The 20,329-nt window shown below is 60.2% G+C and carries 14 protein-coding genes; 2 read left to right on the top strand and 12 right to left on the bottom strand.

Going from position 1 to position 20,329, the window contains the following annotated elements; all coding sequences use genetic code 11:
• Positions 1–8: 8 nt before the first annotated feature.
• From GRI44_RS08180 to GRI44_RS13880, 12 genes are all read right to left on the bottom strand, one after another.
• A complete protein-coding gene (locus GRI44_RS08180; RefSeq protein ID WP_202386171.1) occupies positions 9–2,927 on the bottom strand; it encodes a TonB-dependent receptor in 2,919 nt (972 codons plus the stop codon).
• A 333-nt stretch (positions 2,928–3,260) separates the two neighbouring features.
• On the bottom strand, positions 3,261–4,775 hold the full coding sequence (locus GRI44_RS08185; protein WP_232843016.1) for a Ppx/GppA family phosphatase: 1,515 nt from the start codon (positions 4,773–4,775) through the stop codon (positions 3,261–3,263).
• Positions 4,772–6,934, bottom strand: a complete 2,163-nt coding sequence (locus GRI44_RS08190; protein ID WP_160601047.1) for an RNA degradosome polyphosphate kinase — start codon at positions 6,932–6,934, stop codon at positions 4,772–4,774. Before GRI44_RS08190 ends, GRI44_RS08185 begins: the two co-directional genes overlap by 4 nt.
• Positions 6,935–7,069: 135 nt before the next feature.
• A complete protein-coding gene (gene virB11, locus GRI44_RS08195) occupies positions 7,070–8,113 on the bottom strand; it encodes a P-type DNA transfer ATPase VirB11 (protein ID WP_160601049.1) in 1,044 nt (347 codons plus the stop codon).
• Between the two features lie 7 nt (positions 8,114–8,120).
• Positions 8,121–9,239, bottom strand: a complete 1,119-nt coding sequence (locus GRI44_RS08200; protein WP_160601052.1) for a TrbI/VirB10 family protein — start codon at positions 9,237–9,239, stop codon at positions 8,121–8,123.
• A gap of 14 nt (positions 9,240–9,253) precedes the next feature.
• On the bottom strand, positions 9,254–10,039 hold the full coding sequence (locus GRI44_RS08205; RefSeq protein WP_160601054.1) for a TrbG/VirB9 family P-type conjugative transfer protein: 786 nt from the start codon (positions 10,037–10,039) through the stop codon (positions 9,254–9,256).
• Complete coding sequence (locus GRI44_RS08210; protein WP_160601056.1) at positions 10,036–11,250, bottom strand: type IV secretion system protein; 1,215 nt, start codon at positions 11,248–11,250, stop codon at positions 10,036–10,038. Before GRI44_RS08210 ends, GRI44_RS08205 begins: the two co-directional genes overlap by 4 nt.
• Entirely contained in the window at positions 11,247–13,715 is a 2,469-nt protein-coding gene (locus tag GRI44_RS08215; protein ID WP_160601058.1) for a VirB4 family type IV secretion/conjugal transfer ATPase, read from the bottom strand. Before GRI44_RS08215 ends, GRI44_RS08210 begins: the two co-directional genes overlap by 4 nt.
• Before the next feature lie 49 nt (positions 13,716–13,764).
• The gene (locus GRI44_RS08220; RefSeq protein WP_160601060.1) at positions 13,765–14,046 is read right to left on the bottom strand and encodes a type IV secretion system protein VirB3; all 282 of its coding nucleotides are present in this window, start codon (positions 14,044–14,046) and stop codon (positions 13,765–13,767) included.
• 5 nt (positions 14,047–14,051) lie between these two features.
• On the bottom strand, positions 14,052–14,354 hold the full coding sequence (locus GRI44_RS08225) for a TrbC/VirB2 family protein (RefSeq protein WP_160601062.1): 303 nt from the start codon (positions 14,352–14,354) through the stop codon (positions 14,052–14,054).
• Positions 14,355–14,987, bottom strand: coding sequence for a lytic transglycosylase domain-containing protein (locus GRI44_RS08230; protein ID WP_160601064.1), 633 nt, complete (start codon positions 14,985–14,987; stop codon positions 14,355–14,357). It abuts the gene before it with no gap.
• A gap of 186 nt (positions 14,988–15,173) precedes the next feature.
• The gene (locus GRI44_RS13880; RefSeq protein ID WP_202386172.1) at positions 15,174–15,569 is read right to left on the bottom strand and encodes a hypothetical protein; all 396 of its coding nucleotides are present in this window, start codon (positions 15,567–15,569) and stop codon (positions 15,174–15,176) included.
• A 311-nt stretch (positions 15,570–15,880) separates the two neighbouring features.
• Here GRI44_RS13880 and GRI44_RS08240 point away from each other — a divergent pair, with 311 nt between their 5' ends.
• Together GRI44_RS08240 and GRI44_RS08245 are read left to right on the top strand one after the other, a co-directional pair.
• Complete coding sequence (locus GRI44_RS08240; RefSeq protein WP_160601066.1) at positions 15,881–17,458, top strand: hypothetical protein; 1,578 nt, start codon at positions 15,881–15,883, stop codon at positions 17,456–17,458.
• A 110-nt stretch (positions 17,459–17,568) separates the two neighbouring features.
• Positions 17,569–20,259, top strand: a complete 2,691-nt coding sequence (locus GRI44_RS08245) for a TonB-dependent receptor domain-containing protein (protein WP_160601068.1) — start codon at positions 17,569–17,571, stop codon at positions 20,257–20,259.
• Positions 20,260–20,329 lie beyond the last annotated feature (70 nt).

Raw genomic sequence — 20,329 nt, forward strand, 5'->3', positions numbered from 1 at the left:
GGATCAGGTCAGAATTCTACACCGACACCAATACCGTAGCGGCGCGGGTCGAGTGTGAAGATGTTGCTGAACAGGCCGGAAGACGCATCCGTGACATACAGGCCCGTGGTCGAGTTGCTGTCAAAAACGTTCTGCACGAAGCCGCGAACAAACCAGCGGTTGTCCGGACCGTTAAGCTGGATTTGCGCATTCGCCTGAACGAATGGCTTGATCCGGTTCACATTGCCGTTGAACACATTGCCAAATTGTTCGCCTGTAAAAGCAATGTCGAAGCGCGGCACCAGGGTCATTCCGTTGTCGAATTCGGAAGTATACTGGACGCCTACCGATGCTTTCATTTCAGGTGCCTGTGGCAATTTGTTGCCCTTCAGATTGGTCTGAACGCCTGGGCTGAGAACGGTGATGCCGCCAAAGGCTGCGCCAATTGCGGCCCCCTGTGCGGCCAGCACGGAACAGATGCTGAAGGCCCCTGAAGATGCCAGGCCGCCATCGGACGGAAATTCGCCCGGTGCGCGAAGGCCAAGCCCGCCATTGATGGCTGCAACAAAGGCATCTGCGCTACCCGAAGCGCCGCCAGACTGGACGGAGCAGAGCGCGCCATTGGTGATATCCTTGATGATCACGGCATCGGCATCGCCGGCACCGGGATCACGCGGATCGCTGAAGAACTGGTCGCCAGCCACCTCGGCATTGAGGTAGCTGAAGTTCATGTTGATCAGCCAGTTATAGTCCGGCCGGATAATGCTTTCCAGTTCAACGCCCCAGATGTTGGCATCAATCGTATCGTTGACTGATGTTCGGGCGATGATGCGGCTAAGCTGCAGGCCCTTGTATTTGTAATAGAAAGCCGTGGCATTCAGCTGCAATGCGCCGTTGGCAAATGTGTTCTTGCTGCCGATTTCAAACGCGTCGATCTTTTCCTTGCCGAAGGATTCCGCGACATCGAAAATGGGCGACAGCGGCGGATTGATACCGCCAGATTTGTAGCCGCGCGAGTAGGACGCATAGACCAGATTATCCGGCGTCATCTGGAAATCCAGCACGGCGCGGCCGGTAATGGCGTCAAACCCGACGGATCGCTGCTGGGTCAGCTGATTGCCCGGCGTGCCGGGGTCTGCATCAAAGCTGCCGACATAGGGCGACGCATAGGGATCGCCGTCATTGCTGTAAGGGTTGAGAAAGGCAGCCAGCGCGGTGCGCGCTTCGATCGACTTCTTGTCATTATTGTAGCGCAGGCCGCCGGTCAGCTTCAGACGATCGCTGATGTCGAAATAGACTTCGCCAAACAGGCCATAGCTCTTGAGTTCAAAGTCGAGCGTGTTGTTGCGGTAGAAGGATGATGCCAGATAGGATGGCTGCAATCCGCCGCCCAGGCTGGTGAACGAACCCAGCAGGCCAGCAATGTAGTCAATGGCAAAGCTGTTCACATAATAGCTGTTTTCGGACACTTTCGAATTGGCGTAAATACCGCCCAGCAGGAAGTTGAACGGCCCGTCGAGATCGCTCGAAAGGATGGCTTCTGCCGTCCACGATTCCTGGTCCTGATTGGACCGGTCATATTGTAGCGGAACATCGGAACAGATCGAATTGCCTTCAAACGAACCACGGTTATCGAGGCTGGTATCAGAAGTGCACAATGGTCCGCTCGGGCCGCCCGGAATGATCCCGGCGACAAAAGGCTGGAAATAGGCAGCGGTGGGCGCACCCACCACCAGCGGGTTGGCAAATGCTGCCAGTTGGTTGAGCGCGGGCGCGTAAAATGACCGGTCCGCGAAGCCGAGGTTGTAATCCTGACGGGAATCGACCTTGGTTTTCTGATAGGTGCCGGTCAGGCCCACTTTCATGGGTCCAAAATCATGATCGATGCTCGCCTGCACCTGCAATTCGTCCGCGAAATATTCAGGCGTGAACGGAGTGCTGACGACGCGGACATCCTGCGGTTCTTGGAAGTTCGAGAACGCATCGGGACCATAAAGGCTGCCCAGACCAAAGCCTGCTGGCAGACCGTTGATGGCCAGGAATTCGGACGATGACAAAGTGCCGGTAAAGGTCGAATTGGCATTGGTCATATCAAAATCACGGCGGGTATTTAGGCAGCCGACAACGCCGGTCGGGTCGCGCTGGCACTGCTGTTTCTGAATCCGCATGCGGTCATCGTTTTCACGGAAATAATAGCCCATGAGATCGATGGTGGTATCGGGCCCGGGTTCAAACCGCAGCGAACCACGCACGGCATACATATCGCGGCCATCAATATCCGTATTGTCGAACAGATTTTCAGTATAACCATCGCGGTTAAGGTAGAAGCCGGCCAGCCGCACACCGATCGTTTCACCGATCGGCACGTTGATCATCGCCTTGCCCTTGATGGAATTATAGTTCCCATATTCAAATTCGGCCTTGGCGCCGAAACCTGACAGGTCAGGCTTGGCACTGACCACGTTGACCACGCCCGAAGTGGCATTGCGGCCAAACAATGTGCCTTGCGGGCCGCGCAGAACTTCGATCCGTTCCAGATCGAAATATTCCGTTTCAAACAGGCGCGTGCCGAACAGGGGGGCGCCGTTCAGATGAATGGCCGTGGCACTGTCGCATGACACGCCAACGCACAGGTCGCCAATGCCGCGAATGGTGAAGCTGGATGAGGTAAAGTTGCTCTTGGTGAAGGAGACATTCGGCAACGTAAGCTGCAGATCGCTCGCATTTTCGATCTGCTGGGATTCCAGCGCTTCGGACGTAAACGCACTGACTGCAATCGGGACAGCCTGCAGGCTTTGCGCCTGCCGCTGTGCGGTTACGACGATTTCATCTGCATATTGCCTGCGCTCTGGCTGGGCATTGGCATCCGAAGCCGTCTCCTGTGCGAAAGCTGGAAATGCGATAGCGCTGCCGCAAATGCCGGCGAGCAGAGTGGCCTTAACCCTCATACGTCCTCTCCCTATGTGCGTCGCCTTGGTGGCGATCTGGTTAGGAAACTAAATCAGTTGACGCCCTTATGGCAAGCATATTGCTCAAAACTACCGCGCGGCTTTGTAGATATTCTGCATACCTATGCACAATAGCCCGAAATTGGTCAGCTTTACGCTACGGAAACTGCGCGATACAGATTTGCAGGAAATGGCGGATATCTTTTGCGGCAAGCGGCCAGATCGTGGCGCCGATAGGCCCGACTGTGGCCAATTTGTCCCGCAATATTTCCGCTGATCACTATAGCGGCGCCATCGGGGGCAGTGGATTGCGAACAAATTCGCACCTTCACCTTACTCGCTGTCAGCCACAACACGGACCTCACTTGTCAGCCCCAGATGCTCTGCCAACAGGCGCAGATCCTTTTCATTGGGCGCGCCCAATAATGCGGAATGGGATTGCTCAAGCGTAAGTATCAGCTTGCCTTCGGAGATCTCGATGCGGCTGGATTGCAAGGATTTGCGCGACAAGGCGCCAAGGCGGCGGCACAGCCGAATAGCCAGCCCCCATCCCGCCGCGTCGTCCAGCGCATCAGCGGGTGCCAGTTGCCTTAAGCCAGGCGGCAGATCGCGCTTGTTGGCATTGCCGCATACTGCTGCTGCCAGCACTGCACGTCCTGCTGCATCAATGGCGATCCATCGTTTCTGCAAAGCCCAGTCGATCGCCTGCGCAGTCCGCAGGTTCGGCTCTGACTGCATGGAAGCAAGAGCCAGCATCGTCGCGGCCAGCCGCAACCGTTCCGAACCTTTTGCATGGGCCGGCAAGGCGCCCACTGTCCATGCCGCGACCCGCGCTGCCAGGGTTGGCGGGCAGCCACGCGATGCGGAAAATACCGCCACCCCGGCGAGCAGGGGATCCTGTTCTTGCGCGAAAGGTTCCAGCCGGTCATACAGCAGCCCTTCGCGCAGGCCCCAGGACGAAAAGACAATCCTGTCCGGCTCGAGCTTTTTCACCAGCGCCATCAGCAATGCCGCAGCATCCGGCATGCTGGCAGATCGCAGGGATGAAATGCGCGGCGATTTGTGCAGATCGGACGGATCTGCCTGCGCCAGGGTGCATGCCAGTTCCAACGCTGCTTCGGCGGACAATTCAAACCCATGCGGATCACTTAACGGGTGGCGGCTTTCCGCCATCGCATATGTTGCCATGGCGCGCCATGTACCGCCGACCAGATACAGCGCACCGCCGGTTGCATCGCCCCAGCCTGCTGCCTTGAGGATTTTTGCCGCGGCCCGCCTGGTATCGGCCGGGCTGTCGCCGCGTATTTCAGGCAGGCGTAATGTGCCCAACGGCAGCGATGATCCAATCGTGCATTGCCCGCCGCTTATCTGCACCAGTTCAAGACTGCCGCCGCCAAGGTCTGCGACAACGCCGGCTCCGCCGGGAAACGCGCCGATGACACCCATGGCGCTCGTACGGGCTTCTTCCTCCCCCGACAAAAGCCGCGGCGCCAGCCCCAGCAATTCAATCTGGCGCAGAAATTTCGGTCCGTTATCCGCCTCGCGCACGGCGGCGGTGGCGACCACTTCTATATCATCGATGCCCAGATCATTCAGGATCAGGGCATAACGGGCCAGTCCGCGCAGGGCCAGTTCGATCGCTGCCTCTGCCAGCCTGCCAGTGGCCGCAATGTCCCTGCCCAGCCGCGCCACCACTTTTTCATTGAGCAGCACGACAGGCGCACGCGGCGAACCGCCATACAGCACCATCCGGACGGTATTGGACCCGATGTCGATAATCGCCCGTTCGGGCTTGTTGCCGGCAAATTTGCCTTCGCGGTCACCATTCCTGTTGCGCAGCGAAGTCAAGACGCGCCCTTGCGCAAGGCCAGAGTGGGCACGCCGCCCGCTGCCGCCAGTGCCCCGCCGCGCCCTGAAAGCGACGGATTGGTCATGAAATACAGGTGGCAGTTGAATAGTTTTTCGCCCGGCTGCACGCGCATGTAACTCCCGTCTGGTTCCAGTTCCCAGCTTTGTTCGGTATCCAGCAGATTGGCCAGCAATACCTGTTTCAGAACCTGATCGTGCACCGTTCGGTTCCGGATCGGAACCAGCGCTTCTACGCGCCGGTCCAGATTGCGCGACATGGCATCGGCAGAAGTGATGAACACGCGCGCCCGTTCTCCGGGCATCCTGTAGCCATTGGCAAAGGCCCAGATGCGGCTGTGTTCCAGAAAGCGCCCGATAATGGATTTGACGCGGATATTTTCGGACAAACCATCGATCCCAGCGCGAAGGCAGCATATGCCGCGAATGACCAGCTGGATTTCCACTCCTGACTGGCTGGCAAGATATAGCCGGTCGATCACGCCCTTGTCAGTCAGCGAATTCAGCTTTGCCCAGATCGCCGCCGGGCGGCCCTGGGCGGCATTGTCGATTTCGCGGTCAATATGGGCATATAATGTCTCGCGCAGATCAATGGGAGAAATGGCAAGGCCTTCGGTCTTGCGCGGCTCGACATAGCCGGTGACGAAATTGAACAGCTTGGCCGCATCGCGCGTCAGCCTGGGGTCTGCGGTAAAGAAGCTGAGATCGGTGTAGATGCGCGCTGTGACGGGATGATAATTGCCCGTCCCGAAATGGCAGTAGGTCCGGAAGCCCTGCTCTTCGCGGCGCACCACGATTGACACCTTGGCATGGGTTTTCCAATCGACGAAGCCGTAGATTACCTGCACGCCTGCACGTTCCAGCTGGCTGGCCCATAACAGGTTCTGTTCTTCATCGAACCGCGCCTTGAGTTCGACCACGGCCGTCACCGATTTTCCTGCGCCTGCCGCTGCGATCAGGGCTGCGATGACGGGGGACTGGTGACCTGCGCGATACAAGGTCTGCTTTATCGCCACCACATCGGGATCCGCCGCTGCCTGCCGCAGGAAATCCACCACCACTTCAAAACTTTCATACGGGTGGTGGATGATGATGTCCTTCTCGCGGATTGCGGAAAAACAGTCCCCATCATGCTCGAGAATGCGTTCCGGGTAACGCGGGGTGTAATCGTCAAATTTCAGGTCGGGCCGGTCTTCCTCGACGATGTCGCCGAGGCCGGCGATGCCCATCATGCCGTCTGTCTTGACGATGGCCGCGCCCTGGATACCCAGATGTTCGCGCAGCAAGTGCTCCGCCGCCGGGTCAAAATCCTGTTCCAGTTCAAGCTGGATCACTTGCCCGCGCCGCCTGCGCTGGATGGCAGTGCGGAACGTACGCACCAGATCTTCAGCTTCTTCCTCTATTTCAATGTCACTATCGCGCAGGACACGGAATGCCCCGTCACCTTTGATGGTGAAACCGGGAAACAGATGGTCGGCGAACCGGCTGATCAGCCGTTCGATGCTGATATAGATGGCATCGTCACCCGGCACCCGCACAAAACGCGGCAGGCCAGACGGGATCAGCACCATTTCCACCACCTGCTCGCCCGTGGTTTCGCGCGCAAGATTGAACAGCAGCCCCATGCCCTGATTGGCCACAAACGGAAACGGATGGGCCGGATCAACCGCCTGCGGAGTGATAACCGGGATGATTTCCTGCACAAAGTAGGTTTTCAGCCAATTGTATGCGCGCGAAGTGATGCGTTTTTCATCGGCAATATGGATGCCCGCTTGGCCAAGGCCTTCCCGCAGGTTGCGCCAGCTTTCCTGCTGCACCCGGTTCAGTTCCTTCACCGTTTCGCGAATGGCGCTTAATTGCTGCGTGGGGGTGCGGCCATCGATTGACCGCCGTTCAATGCCGCGCTGCACTTGCCCGACCAGCCCGGCCACGCGGATCATCATGAATTCATCCAGATTGCTGCCGGAAATGGACAGGAAGCGGACCCGTTCCAGCAGCGGATAATTTGTGTTGCACGCTTCGGCCAGCACCCGTTCGTTGAACGCCAGCCAGCTCAATTCGCGGTTCACATAGCGGTGCGATGCGTGTGCCAGCGCACCGGATGCTTCGTTATTGTCGACAGGGATTGGTGCGCTGCTCATCATTTTTTCCCGCAGGAACTGCGGTCCATAATTCGAAGGGGGAAGAACGCCATGCCTGGATCGCTGCATGGGATAAGTAAATCACGGTGCCGCCTTTGACACAAATGTATCACGGTTTTGCTGCCTTGCTGATTGTCAGACCAGATCCGCGCTGGTCGCAATTTGCGTGATGCCGCGCTTGCCATTGGCATCGCGCCCCAGTTGCACCAGCACATCGATAACAGATGCGGCATAGGCAATGGTGTCACCGCGCGTAAGGCCGATGCCGGTTTGCATGACCATCAGCGATAATTGTTCCAGCGCGCCGCGCAGGCTGTTGGCGTGGATGGTGGAAAAACTGCCCGGATGGCCAGTGTTGATCGCGCGCAGGAAACTGACGCTTTCCGCGCCGCGCAATTCGCCCAGCACAATCCGGTCAGGGCGCAGGCGTAAAGCCGCCTGCAACAATTCATTGGCGGTCACTTTCGCCTCACCCAATTCGCCTTTGACCGCGATAAGGCCGACACCGTTTTCGCCTGGCAATTTCAGTTCAGGCGTATCTTCCACCAGAACCACGCGTTCATGCCGCGGAATTTCGCCCAGCATCGCGTTGAGGAAGGTGGTCTTGCCAGTGGATGTGCCGCCGGAAATCAAAATGGTGCAACGCTGCCGAATGGCTTCGCGCAGATAGGCCACCGGTTCCTGCTGCGGGTCGGGCATGGCGGGGGCGACAGGCGGGCTGAGCGGGCCTGAATCATACGCATCCAGCGGCAGGTCCAGCCGCCGGTGGCGGCGGATGGCCATGGTCCAGTGCTTGCGCGTGGCGGGTGGGCCGCAGAACTGGATACGCGCGCCGGTTTGCCCGCCCTGCGCTGGCAATGTCGCGCCCAGCAGCGGATGTTCGCGATTGATGCCCTGATGGCTGACGCGGGCAACCTGTTCAGCCAGACGCTGCACCAGCCGGTCATCTATCTCCGGCACGTCAAGGCGCTGCATTCCGGGCGATGCGGCATCCTCGATCCACACTTCGCCCGGCTTGTTGACCATGATTTCGGTCACTGTATCGCGGTCAAGCCAGCGGCGGAACGGGGCAAGATAGGCATCAAGGTAAACGCTGCGTTCGCCAGACGGCGCGCTGCTATCCCCGGTTTCGGGTTGCAGGGGGTGTTCCGCTTGCAAGGGGTGGATGTCTGCGCTCATCTGCCGATCAGCCGCCGGAAACCTGCGAAAAATCAAGGTCACGGGCAGTGAAAACGCGGATCGGTTCGCCTTGCCGCACCCGCACCGTGGGGCCAATCTGGCTGTCCTGCTGGACTGCGGCAGCAGCAGCAGCCTGCCCGCCCCCGCCCACAATCACCGAAGCGCCGCCAGTGCCGATTGCGGAAAGCCCGCCCACCACCGACAGCAGCATGGCGGACCCGAAGCGTTTGAAGAAATTGCTGTCCACCTTGCCTTCCAGCCCGGTGCGCCCGTCAAACCCGACTGCGGGCGATGCCAGATTGACCGATGCACCATCCGGGCGGATCAGCCGCGTCCAGATGACATAGGCGCGTTTCTGACCGCCTTGCAGGCCGGACTGATACTGCCCGATCAGGCGTGAACTGCGCGGCACCAGCACGCGGGTCCCGTCAAAACTGCGGACATCCTGGCTGACCACGGCGCGCACGTAACCCGGCACATCGGTTTCAATCGCGGTTTCCAGAATAGCCGGAATAAGCGTGCCTTGCGTTACCGTGGTTTTGGGGTTGGACATGGCCGTGGCCCGGGCGGGCCCGCCGCCCACACCGCCAACACGGCTGGCAAAATCATTGCCGGTATTGCCCGCGCCAGCAGGTGCCGCGCCCTCGCCCGCCGGCCCGGCGCCCATTGGCACTGGCAGCGCGCTCGCATCGAACACCACGGTCGGGCTGGAATAGGGGTTTACCGAAGGGCCGGTCACCGCTGCGGGATTATTGGCATAGACTGGCGCCGGTGCGGGGTCTGCAAGCGGCGCATATTGCTGGGCTGGCTGGCCCTGATCCGGCACAGGCTGCACGCCCACCACTGCTGGCTGGACCGGCACGGCTGGCTGCGCGGCCTGATCGCTCCCGATGCCATCGGGTTCAGCAATGCGGGCCGAATTCATGCTCCACAAGGTGATCGCCCCCAGCAAGCCGACAAATGCGACCCCTGCTGCCAGGCCCAGCCCATCGGAACGGCCCTTGCGCTGGGTGACGGCAGGGAAGGAATTGCGGCTCGCCAGATCGATGATTTCCGCCGTTTCCTGATCGCGCGGGTCGATATTTTCAGCGGCACCATCGGCGCCCTTGCGGGCCGGAAGACGCATGGCAAGTCGCATATCTATGATCCCTCAGCTTGGGCAAATGCGGTGGAAGGCGCAGTTCTGACGGGGCGCGGCGGCCCCTGATTGACCAGCCTTGCCTCGCCCTTGCCTGACCGCAGGATGATTTCGGGCGGCACACCATCCACCACGATAGTGGTGCCGCGCACAGCAAAATTCACTGGCCCTTCGGTGCCCTTGTAATCTTTCACCAGAATGGCCGGCACGGGCTTTCCCTCGGCCCATGACAGGAAAGTGGAATTGCCATCATCATAGGCTCGCGCGGGCAGCAGCGCATTGTCCCCGCCGGTTGCCCAGGCAAAGTTGAGTTCGGCCGGATCGACCACCGCATAAGGATCGCTGGCGGCGGCCATTTCCATGGCCGTGGGCGCCCCTGCCAGGACGGTTTCTTCTGTCTCGGGCTCATCAGCATAGCTGAAGCGCAGGACGTAAATCGCATTGGCTTTGGGGCTGGCGACCAGATCGAACAGATAGGTCCGCCGGTCTGTGACCACGGTCATATTGGTGCGGGCAGTGGGCGACAAAGGCTTGATGAACAGCAGGTTGGCGCGCTTATTGGGCGTTACCTGCCAGGCTTGCGAATCCCCGATGGCGACATTTTCAATATGCTCCGCATCGTCAAACGCGATGGTCGCCTGCACCTTGGTGCGGCCATCAATCCGCACGACTTCGGCAGGGTTATACAGCCGTTCGACCAGCCGGGCATCCTCCGCCACAGCCGGGGCCGCCAGCGCCCATGACAATGCGGCCATCACCGGCAGGGCAAGGATAAACGCGCGTTTCATTTCGTTCTCTCCGTCAGGCGGCTTCCTGCACTTTTGATATGTGCAGGGCGCGTATTGGCAGGCCGGAAGCGGTTGCCAATTCCGCTGGTACGCGATGTGCTGGATGAAATAGGCTGAACCTGAGCGGAACTGCCGGGAGAGGATATGATCCGGGTTTCCCGCGCTGCGCCTGCCACGCTGCCAGTGCCCGCATCATTCGCGGGTAAGGCCGATACGATGCCGGAAAGAGGTATCTGGCGTGACGGGGCAGCAGCGATTGCCGGGGCCGCAACCGCGTTTAACGGCGCAGCGCCGGAATGGCCTGCAGCAGCGCCCGCCCTGCTGGCAGAACCGGAACTTTCCTGCTTGTCAGCCAGCCCGAAAACGCGCCAGCCACTGACCATGGTGGCGGATACTTTCAGCACCATGATCATCAGCGCGACATGCACCGCGCCGATCAGGAAGAACGCCATGGCGCTGCGCATGTCCACTTGCCCCGGCACTGCATTCAGCGAAGCGAGGACGGGCACCGCCAGTTCCAGCATCAGGCTGCCGCCAAGCACGGCAAACAGCGGCGTCAGCGCCAGCATCACCACGCCTTTCAGCCAGCCGGTAAACAGTCCGCGGGTGCCATTGAACAGGGCCAGCACGACAAAAATGGGCCCCAGCGCCAGCAGCACGGCAAGGCCGATGCGCGCCGTAACCAGTACGCCGACTGTCCCCAGCAGCAACAGCATGGCGCCCAGCCACAGCATTCCCATGGGCGAAAAAGCCGAAACATCCGCAGCTTCGCCGCCCGCCTGCGCCTGTGTGGCGCGTTCAATCGCGCTGAAGACAATGTCGATCTTGTCGGCAAAAGTGGTGGTGGCAGAACCCTGGCCCCCGGTCAGCACGGTGGCAAGATAGTCCGGCGCGCCAATCGCCAGGTTCCACACCACCGTCTGATAGGCCAGCCAGCTGGTCGCAAACGTCAGCACCAGCCCCAGCGTGATCATGCGCGGCACCAGCGACCGCACGCTGAGATTGGTGCGGCCCAGCATCAGGGCGATCGCGAAAAAGGCGATGAACAGGCCAAGCAGGATGGACAGCACCGGGCCCAGCGCGCCGCCGGGCGCGAACAGCCGCCCGAAGGCAGCGCCGGTCATCTCGGACGCGGCACAATCCACCGCGCGCAGGGCGGCCGCCACGCCATTGCCGACTTCGGCCATCGTGTTCTGGCAGGCGGCGTTCATTCGGCGGCCAGTCGCAGCGGCATTTCGGCCTTGGCCGGCGTATCGGGAATGCCGGTGTCAGCACCATCATGGTTCATTCCGGGCCATGGATGGCCCGTCAGTGCAGGATACCAGTCCGCCGGATCATCCCCCACCGCAGCGCGCAGCAGGTCCAGCCGGCGCACAGCAGCTTCGCGGCCGGAAAGCACGGTCAGCACTTCGGGCGCATTGGACAGGTCCAGCCGCACCACCACCGATGCATCGGGCTGGCGCACCAGGAAGCAGCGGCTATGCGCCGGCAGGGACCGGATCAGCGCCAATTCGTGATGCGTCAGGCCAAAACCGTCGCAATAATCTTCCGCACGGGCGCGCGAATTGGGCATGAACACCATGGTGGCTGTCTGTTCGACCAACGCGGTCGAAATCCGGCTTTCCAGCGCATCGCGTGCACTTTGCGTGGCAAAGCCGACCAGCGCATTTCGCTTCCGCAGGGTCTTGAGCCAGTCCCGGATGCGGGCGGCAAACACTTCATCGTCAAGCGCTTTCCACCCTTCATCAATCAGGATCATGGTCGGCTCGCCATCCAGCCGTTCTTCAATACGGTGAAACAGATACATCATCGTCGGCGTGCGCAGCCTCGGGTTTTCCAGCAACGCGGTCATGTCGAAACCAAGGACTCGATTGCCAAGGTCCAGCCGGTCTGTTTCATTGTCGAACAGCCAGCTGTTTTCGCCGCCACCTTCACCGGTTGCGCCAATCCACGCCGACAGCCGGTCTGCCAGATCGCCGGGCTGCGGACGGCGCGCGCCGGACAGCAATTCCCTGAAATGGCGCAGGCGGCGCAGCGATGGGTCATTGCCGTAAGTCGCATCCACCGCCTGCGCGATGGTGGCCAGTTCCTCCGGCCCTTCCGCCTTCAGCAGAACACCGAGCCAATCGCGCAGGAAGGCACGGTTGGTGGCCGTGTCGGGCAAGGCCAGCGGGTTGAAGCCGGTTGGCTCGCCCGCACTGATCCGGTCATACCGCCCGCCAATGCCGCGCACGAACAGTTCCGCACCGCGATCCTTGTCGAACAAAATCGTCCGCGGTTTGAATTTCTGGGCCTGAGCCGCAAGAAAATTCATCACCACGGTCTTGCCCGAACCCGACGGCCCGATGACCGAGAAATTGCCCAGATCGCCATGGTGGAAATTGAAGAAAAACGGCGTGGCGCTGGTGGTTTGCAGCAGCGTGACCGCTTCACCCCAATGATTGCCGCTGGCCTGCCCCAGCGCAAATCCGTGCAGCGAACCGAAGCTGGCCATATTGGCCGAGGAGATCATGGCGCGGCGCACGATATATTGCTCGTTGCCGGGGAATTGCGCCCAGAAGGACGGCTCAAGATTGGTGTCTTCGCGCACTGCAATCGCGCCGATATCGGCCAGCGCCGCGGCACAGGCGGCAGTCGCTTCGTCCAGCCGCGAAAGATCGGTCGCGCGCACCTGCACGGTCAGATGATGGTCACCAAAGCCCACCGCACCATTGCCCAGCGCATCACGCGCGGCAAGCATATCGGCCCGTTCGGCTGCCGCATCTTCATCGACCGACCGCAAGCGGCGGATGGCCAGATCCATCCGTTCGCGCGCGGTCTGCCGTTCGGACGGGGCGTAGCTTTCACTCAGCACCATTTCATAGGGCAGGCGCAGCAGCCCATCAATCAGGCCGGGGGACGTGGCATCGGGATAATCCTTCAGGCTGAGCATGGCGCAGAAATCCGGATCTCCCGAACCGCGCAACTCCATCGCATCCAGCCCGAAACTGGCGCGCCGGTAAGGCAGCATCTGGCCAATGTCGGTATCACCGGACGGCTTGCGCACAGGGCGCATTTCGCCATTGTAAAGTGCGCTCAGCAGTTCCAGCAATTCATTATTGGTATGGGTGCTGCTGCCTGCATAATCGCCCAGCAATTGCGCGCCATAAGCGCCGAGCGAGGCGACAAGGCCGGTAGCAGCCGCCTTCAGGGAACGGACATCCTTCGGGTCCGCTTCCACTTCGGCCTGACCCTTGCGGCTCCACATTCTGGACACACGTTCTGCCAGGCCCGCCTTGCCGCGAGCGGGGCGGCGGATGAGCGTTACGAACTGGTCGTTGATGAACAGCGATCCGCTGCCCAGCCGTTCCTTCCAGCGCGCGTCGATATGGGCGGAAAGCGGGTCTTCAAAGGTCGCATCCAGTTCCACTTCCACGCGGCGGCGCACGACATGGTGATAAAGGGCAAAGCGGGCATCGAGCGTGGACCGCAGCATGACTTCGCGGGTTGCCGAATGGGCATTCAGCGCATCGCTGTCCTCCGTTTCGAACAGCAGACCCGGCACCTGGATGGCGGTCATCACCGATCCATCGCGCAGCAGCATGGTATGCTGGTCGATCAGGCGTGCATAGGGCAGCCGGTCGCCGGCGCGCGCTTCCTTCGCGCTCCATGCTGCGGCTCCGATCCACTTGCTCATATGCGTTCGGCCCTCCTCAGGCCTTTGACACCATTATCAACCCTGCACCTCATGGTGCGTAGCTGTTGCAGCCCCAGCGCTTCCAGTTCTTCACCCGCGGGCATTTGCTCACCTTGGTCAGCCACAGGTCGAAAATGCGGGGTTCGCGCAGGCAGGCAAAATAGCCGATGACATGCAGGATGATGGGCACCGGAAGGATCCAGAAGCTTTTCAGCATCAGGAACAATTCAGTCGTCACCAGGAAATTGATGATGAAGAAATTCATCGTCACGCCGGCAAACATCTGCGGCCGCGTCAGCGCGCGATGGACTGGATGACGGGCGAGTTCCATTCAGCCTAGCCCCCCGACGCGCCCTGGATGCCGGCCACAATCGTGCTGGCACCAAACAGGATGAACACGCCGATGATGACAGTGGCGCCGAAGCGCCAGTTGACGCGCCCCGTCAGCATCATGAAACCAACAGCTGCCACGGCCATTACCGCAACGGCGGTTGCGACATTGCCCAGCAGCGTGCCCTGGAGCCACCCGAGCGCGGCCACAATCGGGCCGGAGCCTTGTGGATCGCTGGCGGCCTGGGCAAATGCGGCCGTAGGGCTGAAAGCAGCAATCGCACCGGCCAGACGAAGGGGGAAACGCATTTATTCACTACTCCGGGAATGGTTGGACAGACGGCCGAGGATGGCCGCGACATAGGTCTGTGTCTCGCGTATCTGCGGCACGCCATTGGCGCGGATGACGCGCCCGGGGCCCGCATTATAGGCTGCCAGCGATTTTTCGATGTCTCCGTCGAACCGGTCCATCTGCTGCCGCAAATAGCGCGCGCCGCCCTCCAGATTGGCGAAGGGATCGTCCGGGTTCACACCCATTTCACGGGCAGTGCCGGGCATCAGTTGCGCCAGACCGCGCGCGCCGACCGGCGAGCGGGCAGCGGGCTGCCACCGGCTTTCCTGCCATACCAGCGCCTCGATCAGCGTCGGGCTGAGATCGAACCGTGCTGCCAGTTCGTGGACCTTGGCGGCGTATTGCGGGGGGATATTGACCGAATGGCGTGACGGATCAGCATATGCATTGGCAGGTACTTCATAATCAGCGCCCAGTTCAACAATGTGCGTGGCCACGGCCAGGGGCTGCCCGCCAGGCAGGGCTGCCTGCTCGCCGGCAATCCAGCGCGCACCATCGTCACCAATTTCAAGCACGTCGGCGCTGGCTGGCGCTGACGCGAGGGCCAGACCTGCAAAAAGCGCAAGCCGGCCCGGACTCGTGAGAATCATGAATTCCTCCGTCCGACCCCTCTGGGCACACTACATGACACGCCTGTGACAGCAAGCTGAACACCGGCCGGGAAAGGACTTCGCAGTGCAAAACAATGGCCCGCCCGGATCATCCAGGCGGGCCACATCTATCTGTCATTGCTGATTTTTAGGACAATATCATAGTTGCGACGCGTCAGCGCCGGATCAGCGGGAAGCCATCCTGGTGGCCTGCCCGATTTCGCCGCGCTCCAGCATGGCCAACCCGCGGCGCGCAAGCTCGCGCGAATCCGTCCATTCACCATTGGCAGTCTCCAGCCGGTAGCGTGTATCCAGGCGGGCCGCATTCATGAACAGCGCCCGCGCGGCTGCCACATTTCCTTCGCGCGCATGGGCAATGGCGAGGTTGATCAGCCGGGCAGGGTCTTCACCATCTGCTGCATCGCTGCGTTCAATCCGTGCGATTGCCGCGCTGTTCTGCCCGCTGGCCAGTTCTTCATAGGCGACTTCGACCCGGTCCATTGACTGGGCCGGAAACGGGACCGCTGACTCGCCCGCGGCTTGGGCCAGCATCACGAGCGCGAGTGTTGATACAAGAGCCATTCTATCTCTCCCGGCAGTTATTATGGCATAATGATGCGCGCGAGGCGCCATGGCTGCAATAAAAATGAAACATTGTCATTGAACTGTAATATTTGGCCCGCGCCAGCACAATAAAACCGGCGGCCATTTCGCAAAATTGCTTAACCGCCCGCCAGACACCGCAAGTCATATTTGTCAGACTTCTGTCATAGTAAAGTCACTGAATTAAAACCGAAATATTGCACACAAACTGTCATGAGCGAGCCGTAGCGGGTGAGTCGCGAAGTCAATTCGCACTTTGTTGATTCTCGGTTTTTAGGGGACCGCCGCTCGTGACATATTTCCACCGATCGCTCATTCTTGGTTGCAGTACTCTGGCGCTTGCCGGATGCGGCGCAGATGACATTGCCTCGCCAGGAACCGGCGGTAATATCACCATCAACAATCCCGCCGCACCCACGCCAACACCCACACCGCCGCCAACCACCAAGCTGGTTACGCCTGCTGCGGGCTGCCCGACCATTTCCGATGCGCAGGGCCTGACAGATGAAGGTACAATTTCCGGCCCGACAGGGGAATACCGTGTCTGCGCCCTGCCAGCGCGCTTCAATTCATCATCGACACTGCGCCAGATCGACGGTCTGCTATACCGCATGGCCGGGCGTGTGGATGTGGGTTCCGATGGCGGCCCGACGGCTGACGCAGCAGATGGCGCAAGCGACACCAATGTGACGCTGACCATCGAGGCGGGAGCGATTGTCTATGCCAGCGGATCGTCCTTCCTGATGGTCAACCGCGGCAACAAGATCAACGCCGTGGGCACCGCAACACGCCCCATCATCTTTACCAGCCGTGACAATGTGCTGGGCCTCAATACCGATACTTCGTCAGGCCAGTGGGGCGGCGTGGTTCTGGGCGGCCGGGCGCCTGTCACAGACTGCATCGCGCCGGGCGCAACGCCGGGCACCATCGGCTGCGAACGCCAGGTTGAAGGCGCAGCGCAGCCTGCCCTGTTTGGCGGTGCGACCGTGAATGATAATTCCGGACGCCTCAGCTATGTGCAGATCCGCTATTCCGGCTTTGTGCTTTCAGGCGACAGCGAATTGCAGTCCCTCACCACGGGCGGCACTGGCACCGGCACCCAGTTTGACCACATCATGTCCTACAACAGTTCGGACGATGGCGTGGAATTCTTCGGCGGCCATGTGAATGTCAAAAACCTGATCGTGGTGGGCGCAGAAGATGACGCGCTTGATACTGACACCGGCGTTCAGGCCAATATGCAATATGTCATCGCCATCCAGCGCGCCGGTGCTGGCGACACCATGATCGAGGCGGATTCCAGCAATGGCCTGGAAGACCAGACCCCGCGCCAGAACACGCAAATATCCAACGCCACCTTCATTCACCGCCGGGCAGGTGATCAGGTCGTCCGCATTCGTGGCGGCACGGATTATGCGCTGGTCAACTCTGTCATCCTCGACGCATCGCCAGCGCCGGGAACACCGTGCCTGCGCATCGACCAGACGCAGACGACACGCGCCGCCAATGCCGGATTGCAGGACAAGGGCCCGCCGGTATTCCAGTCACTGGTGCTGGATTGCGACACAGCTTTCCGCGCGGGCAGCAGCGGCGTGACTGCCGCCGATACGCAGGCCATTTTCGGCGCGGGTGCGAACAACAATTCCTCTTTCACCAGCACATTGTCGATGACCTACATAAACGGCACCAACGAAAACGCCGTGGCAGCCTTTGATCCCAAGGCCCTGTCCAGCTTCTTCGACACGGTGACGTATGTGGGCGCAGTCCGCAATGCCGCCGATAATTGGTATGAAGGCTGGACCTGCAATTCTGCGACCGCCAGCTTTGGCACCAATAACGGCGCCTGTACTTCGCTGCCTGTCTATTGATCGCACACTGTGGGGGAGGACGTCTGGCAATGCCGGACGCCCTCCCCAAAATTTTTACGGGCACACCGCCCAATCCAATTACTGACCTGATGCATAAAGGGGTCTTCATAATGTCCACTGGCAAGCGGCTGGCGGGGCTGCTCCTGCTCACCACAGCGCTCACATTTCCATTTGCGGCGACCGCGCAGACTGCCGTGGCTGACACGCCTGCGGATACCGAAGAACCGGCTCCGGATGCTGCTGACGTCCTGGACGGCGCTGACGATGCGCAACCGGAACAGGCTGAAGAAACCGATATCTCCATCCCCGGTGGCGGCGGCGAAATCGTGGTAACGGGGCGACGGAACCGCGACCTGACGCGCAGTTCCACTCAGGTTGTCTCGGTTCTTTCCGCTGCGGAAATCGCGCGGACGGGCGAAGGGGATATTGCTGGCGCTCTGGGCCGGGTCACCGGCCTGTCCGTACAGGGACAGGGCTTCGTCTATGTCCGCGGATTGGGTGACCGTTATTCACTCGCCTTGCTCAACGGCCTGCCTCTGCCCAGCCCGCAGCCACTCAGCCGGGTTGTCCCGCTCGACATCTTTCCCACCAGCATCATTGCATCATCGCTGGTGCAGAAAACCTATTCCGCCAACTTCCCCGGCGAATTTGGCGGCGGCGTGATTAACCTCACCACCCGCGCAGTGCCGGAAGAAAGCTTCCTGAAAATCAGCGGCGGCATCAGCGGCGATACGCAGACCACATTTTCCAAGGGACTGGATCATTACGGGTCGGACTATGACTGGTTCGGCTTTGACGATGGCACGCGCGATGCGCCCCCTGCCCTGCAGGCGTTTTTCGATAGCGGCGCCCGGATGAGCGACCTTGGCGTGGATCAGCAGGAAATTGCCAAGCAGCTGGGCAATCCCAACCTCGTGCTGACGCAGAATATCGGCAAACTTCCGGTCAATTTTTCCGGCAGCATCACGGCGGGCACCGCCATGGATGCCTTTGGCGACGGGCGTTTCGGGGTGATTGCCACCGCTTCCATCAGCAACAAATGGCGCAACCGCTCGATCATTTCGCAAAGCGCGGTCAATGCCGATCTCGACCTTGATACCGATTTCCGCGATTTTGTGACCGACAACCGTATCCTGGTAAACGGCCTGCTGGGCCTGGGCCTTGAAATCGGTGAGCACAAGATCCGCTGGACCAATCTGTATATTCGCGATTCCCTGAAACAATCCGCGCTTTCAATCGGCACAGATTTCCAGGATGATGACAGCATCTTTTCCCAGAAAACCGGCTGGTTCCAACGGCAGCTGATCGACAGCCAGCTGGTGGCCGACATGAAGTTTGGCGACATGGATCTGGATGTTCGCCTCGGCTATGCCAAGACCCAGCGTGAAGCGCCTTACGAATATGAATTCGAATATGTCCGGACCAACAATCTGAACGACCCGCTGGGCGATACATATCTGAACCTGCTCGACCGCCAGACCGGCAATGCGTCGGTTACCTTCTCCAACCTGTCGGAAGAGCTTTATTATGGCGGGCTGGATTTCAGCTATCCGGTGGCAGACTGGGCGCGGCTGACGGCAGGGTTTGCCTATTCGGACACCAAACGCCTGTCCTCGCGCCGTGAATTCCTGTTCGATGCAGACAGCAGTTTTGACGATGCCGTGGGCGCGCTGCGTCCCGATTTGCTGCTGGGTGATGCCGTGATCGATTATTATGACATCGGCCTTATCGAGACGACCCAGTCGGACCCGGCCTTTGCTGCCGGCCTCGAAATCTTTGGTGTCTATAGCCAGGTCAAGCTTGAACCGGTGCTGGGCGTAACGCTGGATCTCGGTGTGCGCTACGAAGATGCGGTGCAGGAAGTAAACCCTGTGGAAGTGTTTGCCACGCCCACCAATTCGGGCAGCACCACTTTCATTCACAATGATTATTTTCTGCCCGCCGTAACGCTCACTTATGAAGTGGCAGACGGGCTGCAATTGCGCGCCAGTGCATCCAAGACCATTGCCCGGCCCCAGTTCCGCGAGCTGATTTTCCAGACCTATTACGATCCGGAAACCAACCGCCAGTTCAACGGCAACCCGCTGCTGCAGGACAGCCGCCTGACCAATGCGGAAGCGCGGGCAGAATATTACTTCGGGCGCGGCAACCGCACATCGGTAGCGGTCTTCTACAAAAAGATCACAAACCCGATCGAGGCGTTTTCCAGCTTCTCCGACAATGAACGCGTAACCAGCTTTGCCAATGCACCCAGCGCCACATTGCTAGGCGCGGAACTGGATTTCCAGTATACTTACGATCTGCTGGACCTGGGCGGCTGGTTTGAAAGCAAGCGCGCTGTTCTGGTGGCCAACTACACCTGGACCACTTCGGAAATCAAAGTGGCCGATGGCGACGTGACGCAGATTTTCCCGCGCGGGCCGCAGCCTGCCGGAAACTTCTTCCGCGATGGCGCCCCGCTGACCGGCCAGTCCGATCATCTGGTGAATTTGCAGCTGGGTATCGAGGATATCGACAAGCTCCAGCAATTCACTTTACTGATCAATTACGCCAGCGAACGGGTAACCAGCCGCGGCACTGCGCAATTGCCGGACATTGCCGAAAATCCGGGCCTGACGGTGGATTTTGTCGCCCGAGCAGAAGTAGGCGTGTTGGGCCAGCCATTCGAAGTGAAGGCAGAAGCCCGCAACATCTTCGGGCGGGGCAATTTCGAATATCAGTCGAACGGGACCAATCGCATCGAAGTGAACAGCTATGATGTCGGGCAGAGCTTCTCGCTCTCCGTCTCCACCGAGTTCTGATTGACGCTCCACACAGGAAAACGGCCGCCAGCAAGGGCGGCCGTTTTCCTGTGGCAATTGCGAAAACTGG

It is taken from the genome of Allopontixanthobacter confluentis (genome assembly GCF_009827615.1).
Classification (GTDB): domain Bacteria; phylum Pseudomonadota; class Alphaproteobacteria; order Sphingomonadales; family Sphingomonadaceae; genus Allopontixanthobacter; species Allopontixanthobacter confluentis.

Bases quoted from the DNA above. Each gene is read 5' to 3' on its own strand.
- GRI44_RS08180 (WP_202386171.1), bottom strand. From the start codon at position 2,927: ATGAGGGTTAAGGCCACTCTGCTCGCCGGCATTTGCGGCAGCGCTATC.
- GRI44_RS08190 (WP_160601047.1), bottom strand. From the start codon at position 6,934: ATGAGCAGCGCACCAATCCCTGTCGACAATAACGAAGCATCCGGTGCG.
- virB11 (WP_160601049.1), bottom strand. From the start codon at position 8,113: ATGAGCGCAGACATCCACCCCTTGCAAGCGGAACACCCCCTGCAACCC.
- GRI44_RS08200 (WP_160601052.1), bottom strand. From the start codon at position 9,239: ATGCGTCTTCCGGCCCGCAAGGGCGCCGATGGTGCCGCTGAAAATATC.
- GRI44_RS08205 (WP_160601054.1), bottom strand. From the start codon at position 10,039: ATGAAACGCGCGTTTATCCTTGCCCTGCCGGTGATGGCCGCATTGTCA.
- GRI44_RS08210 (WP_160601056.1), bottom strand. From the start codon at position 11,250: ATGAACGCCGCCTGCCAGAACACGATGGCCGAAGTCGGCAATGGCGTG.
- GRI44_RS08215 (WP_160601058.1), bottom strand. From the start codon at position 13,715: ATGAGCAAGTGGATCGGAGCCGCAGCATGGAGCGCGAAGGAAGCGCGC.
- GRI44_RS08220 (WP_160601060.1), bottom strand. From the start codon at position 14,046: ATGGAACTCGCCCGTCATCCAGTCCATCGCGCGCTGACGCGGCCGCAG.
- GRI44_RS08225 (WP_160601062.1), bottom strand. From the start codon at position 14,354: ATGCGTTTCCCCCTTCGTCTGGCCGGTGCGATTGCTGCTTTCAGCCCT.
- GRI44_RS08230 (WP_160601064.1), bottom strand. From the start codon at position 14,987: ATGATTCTCACGAGTCCGGGCCGGCTTGCGCTTTTTGCAGGTCTGGCC.
- GRI44_RS13880 (WP_202386172.1), bottom strand. From the start codon at position 15,569: ATGGCTCTTGTATCAACACTCGCGCTCGTGATGCTGGCCCAAGCCGCG.
- GRI44_RS08245 (WP_160601068.1), top strand. From the start codon at position 17,569: ATGTCCACTGGCAAGCGGCTGGCGGGGCTGCTCCTGCTCACCACAGCG.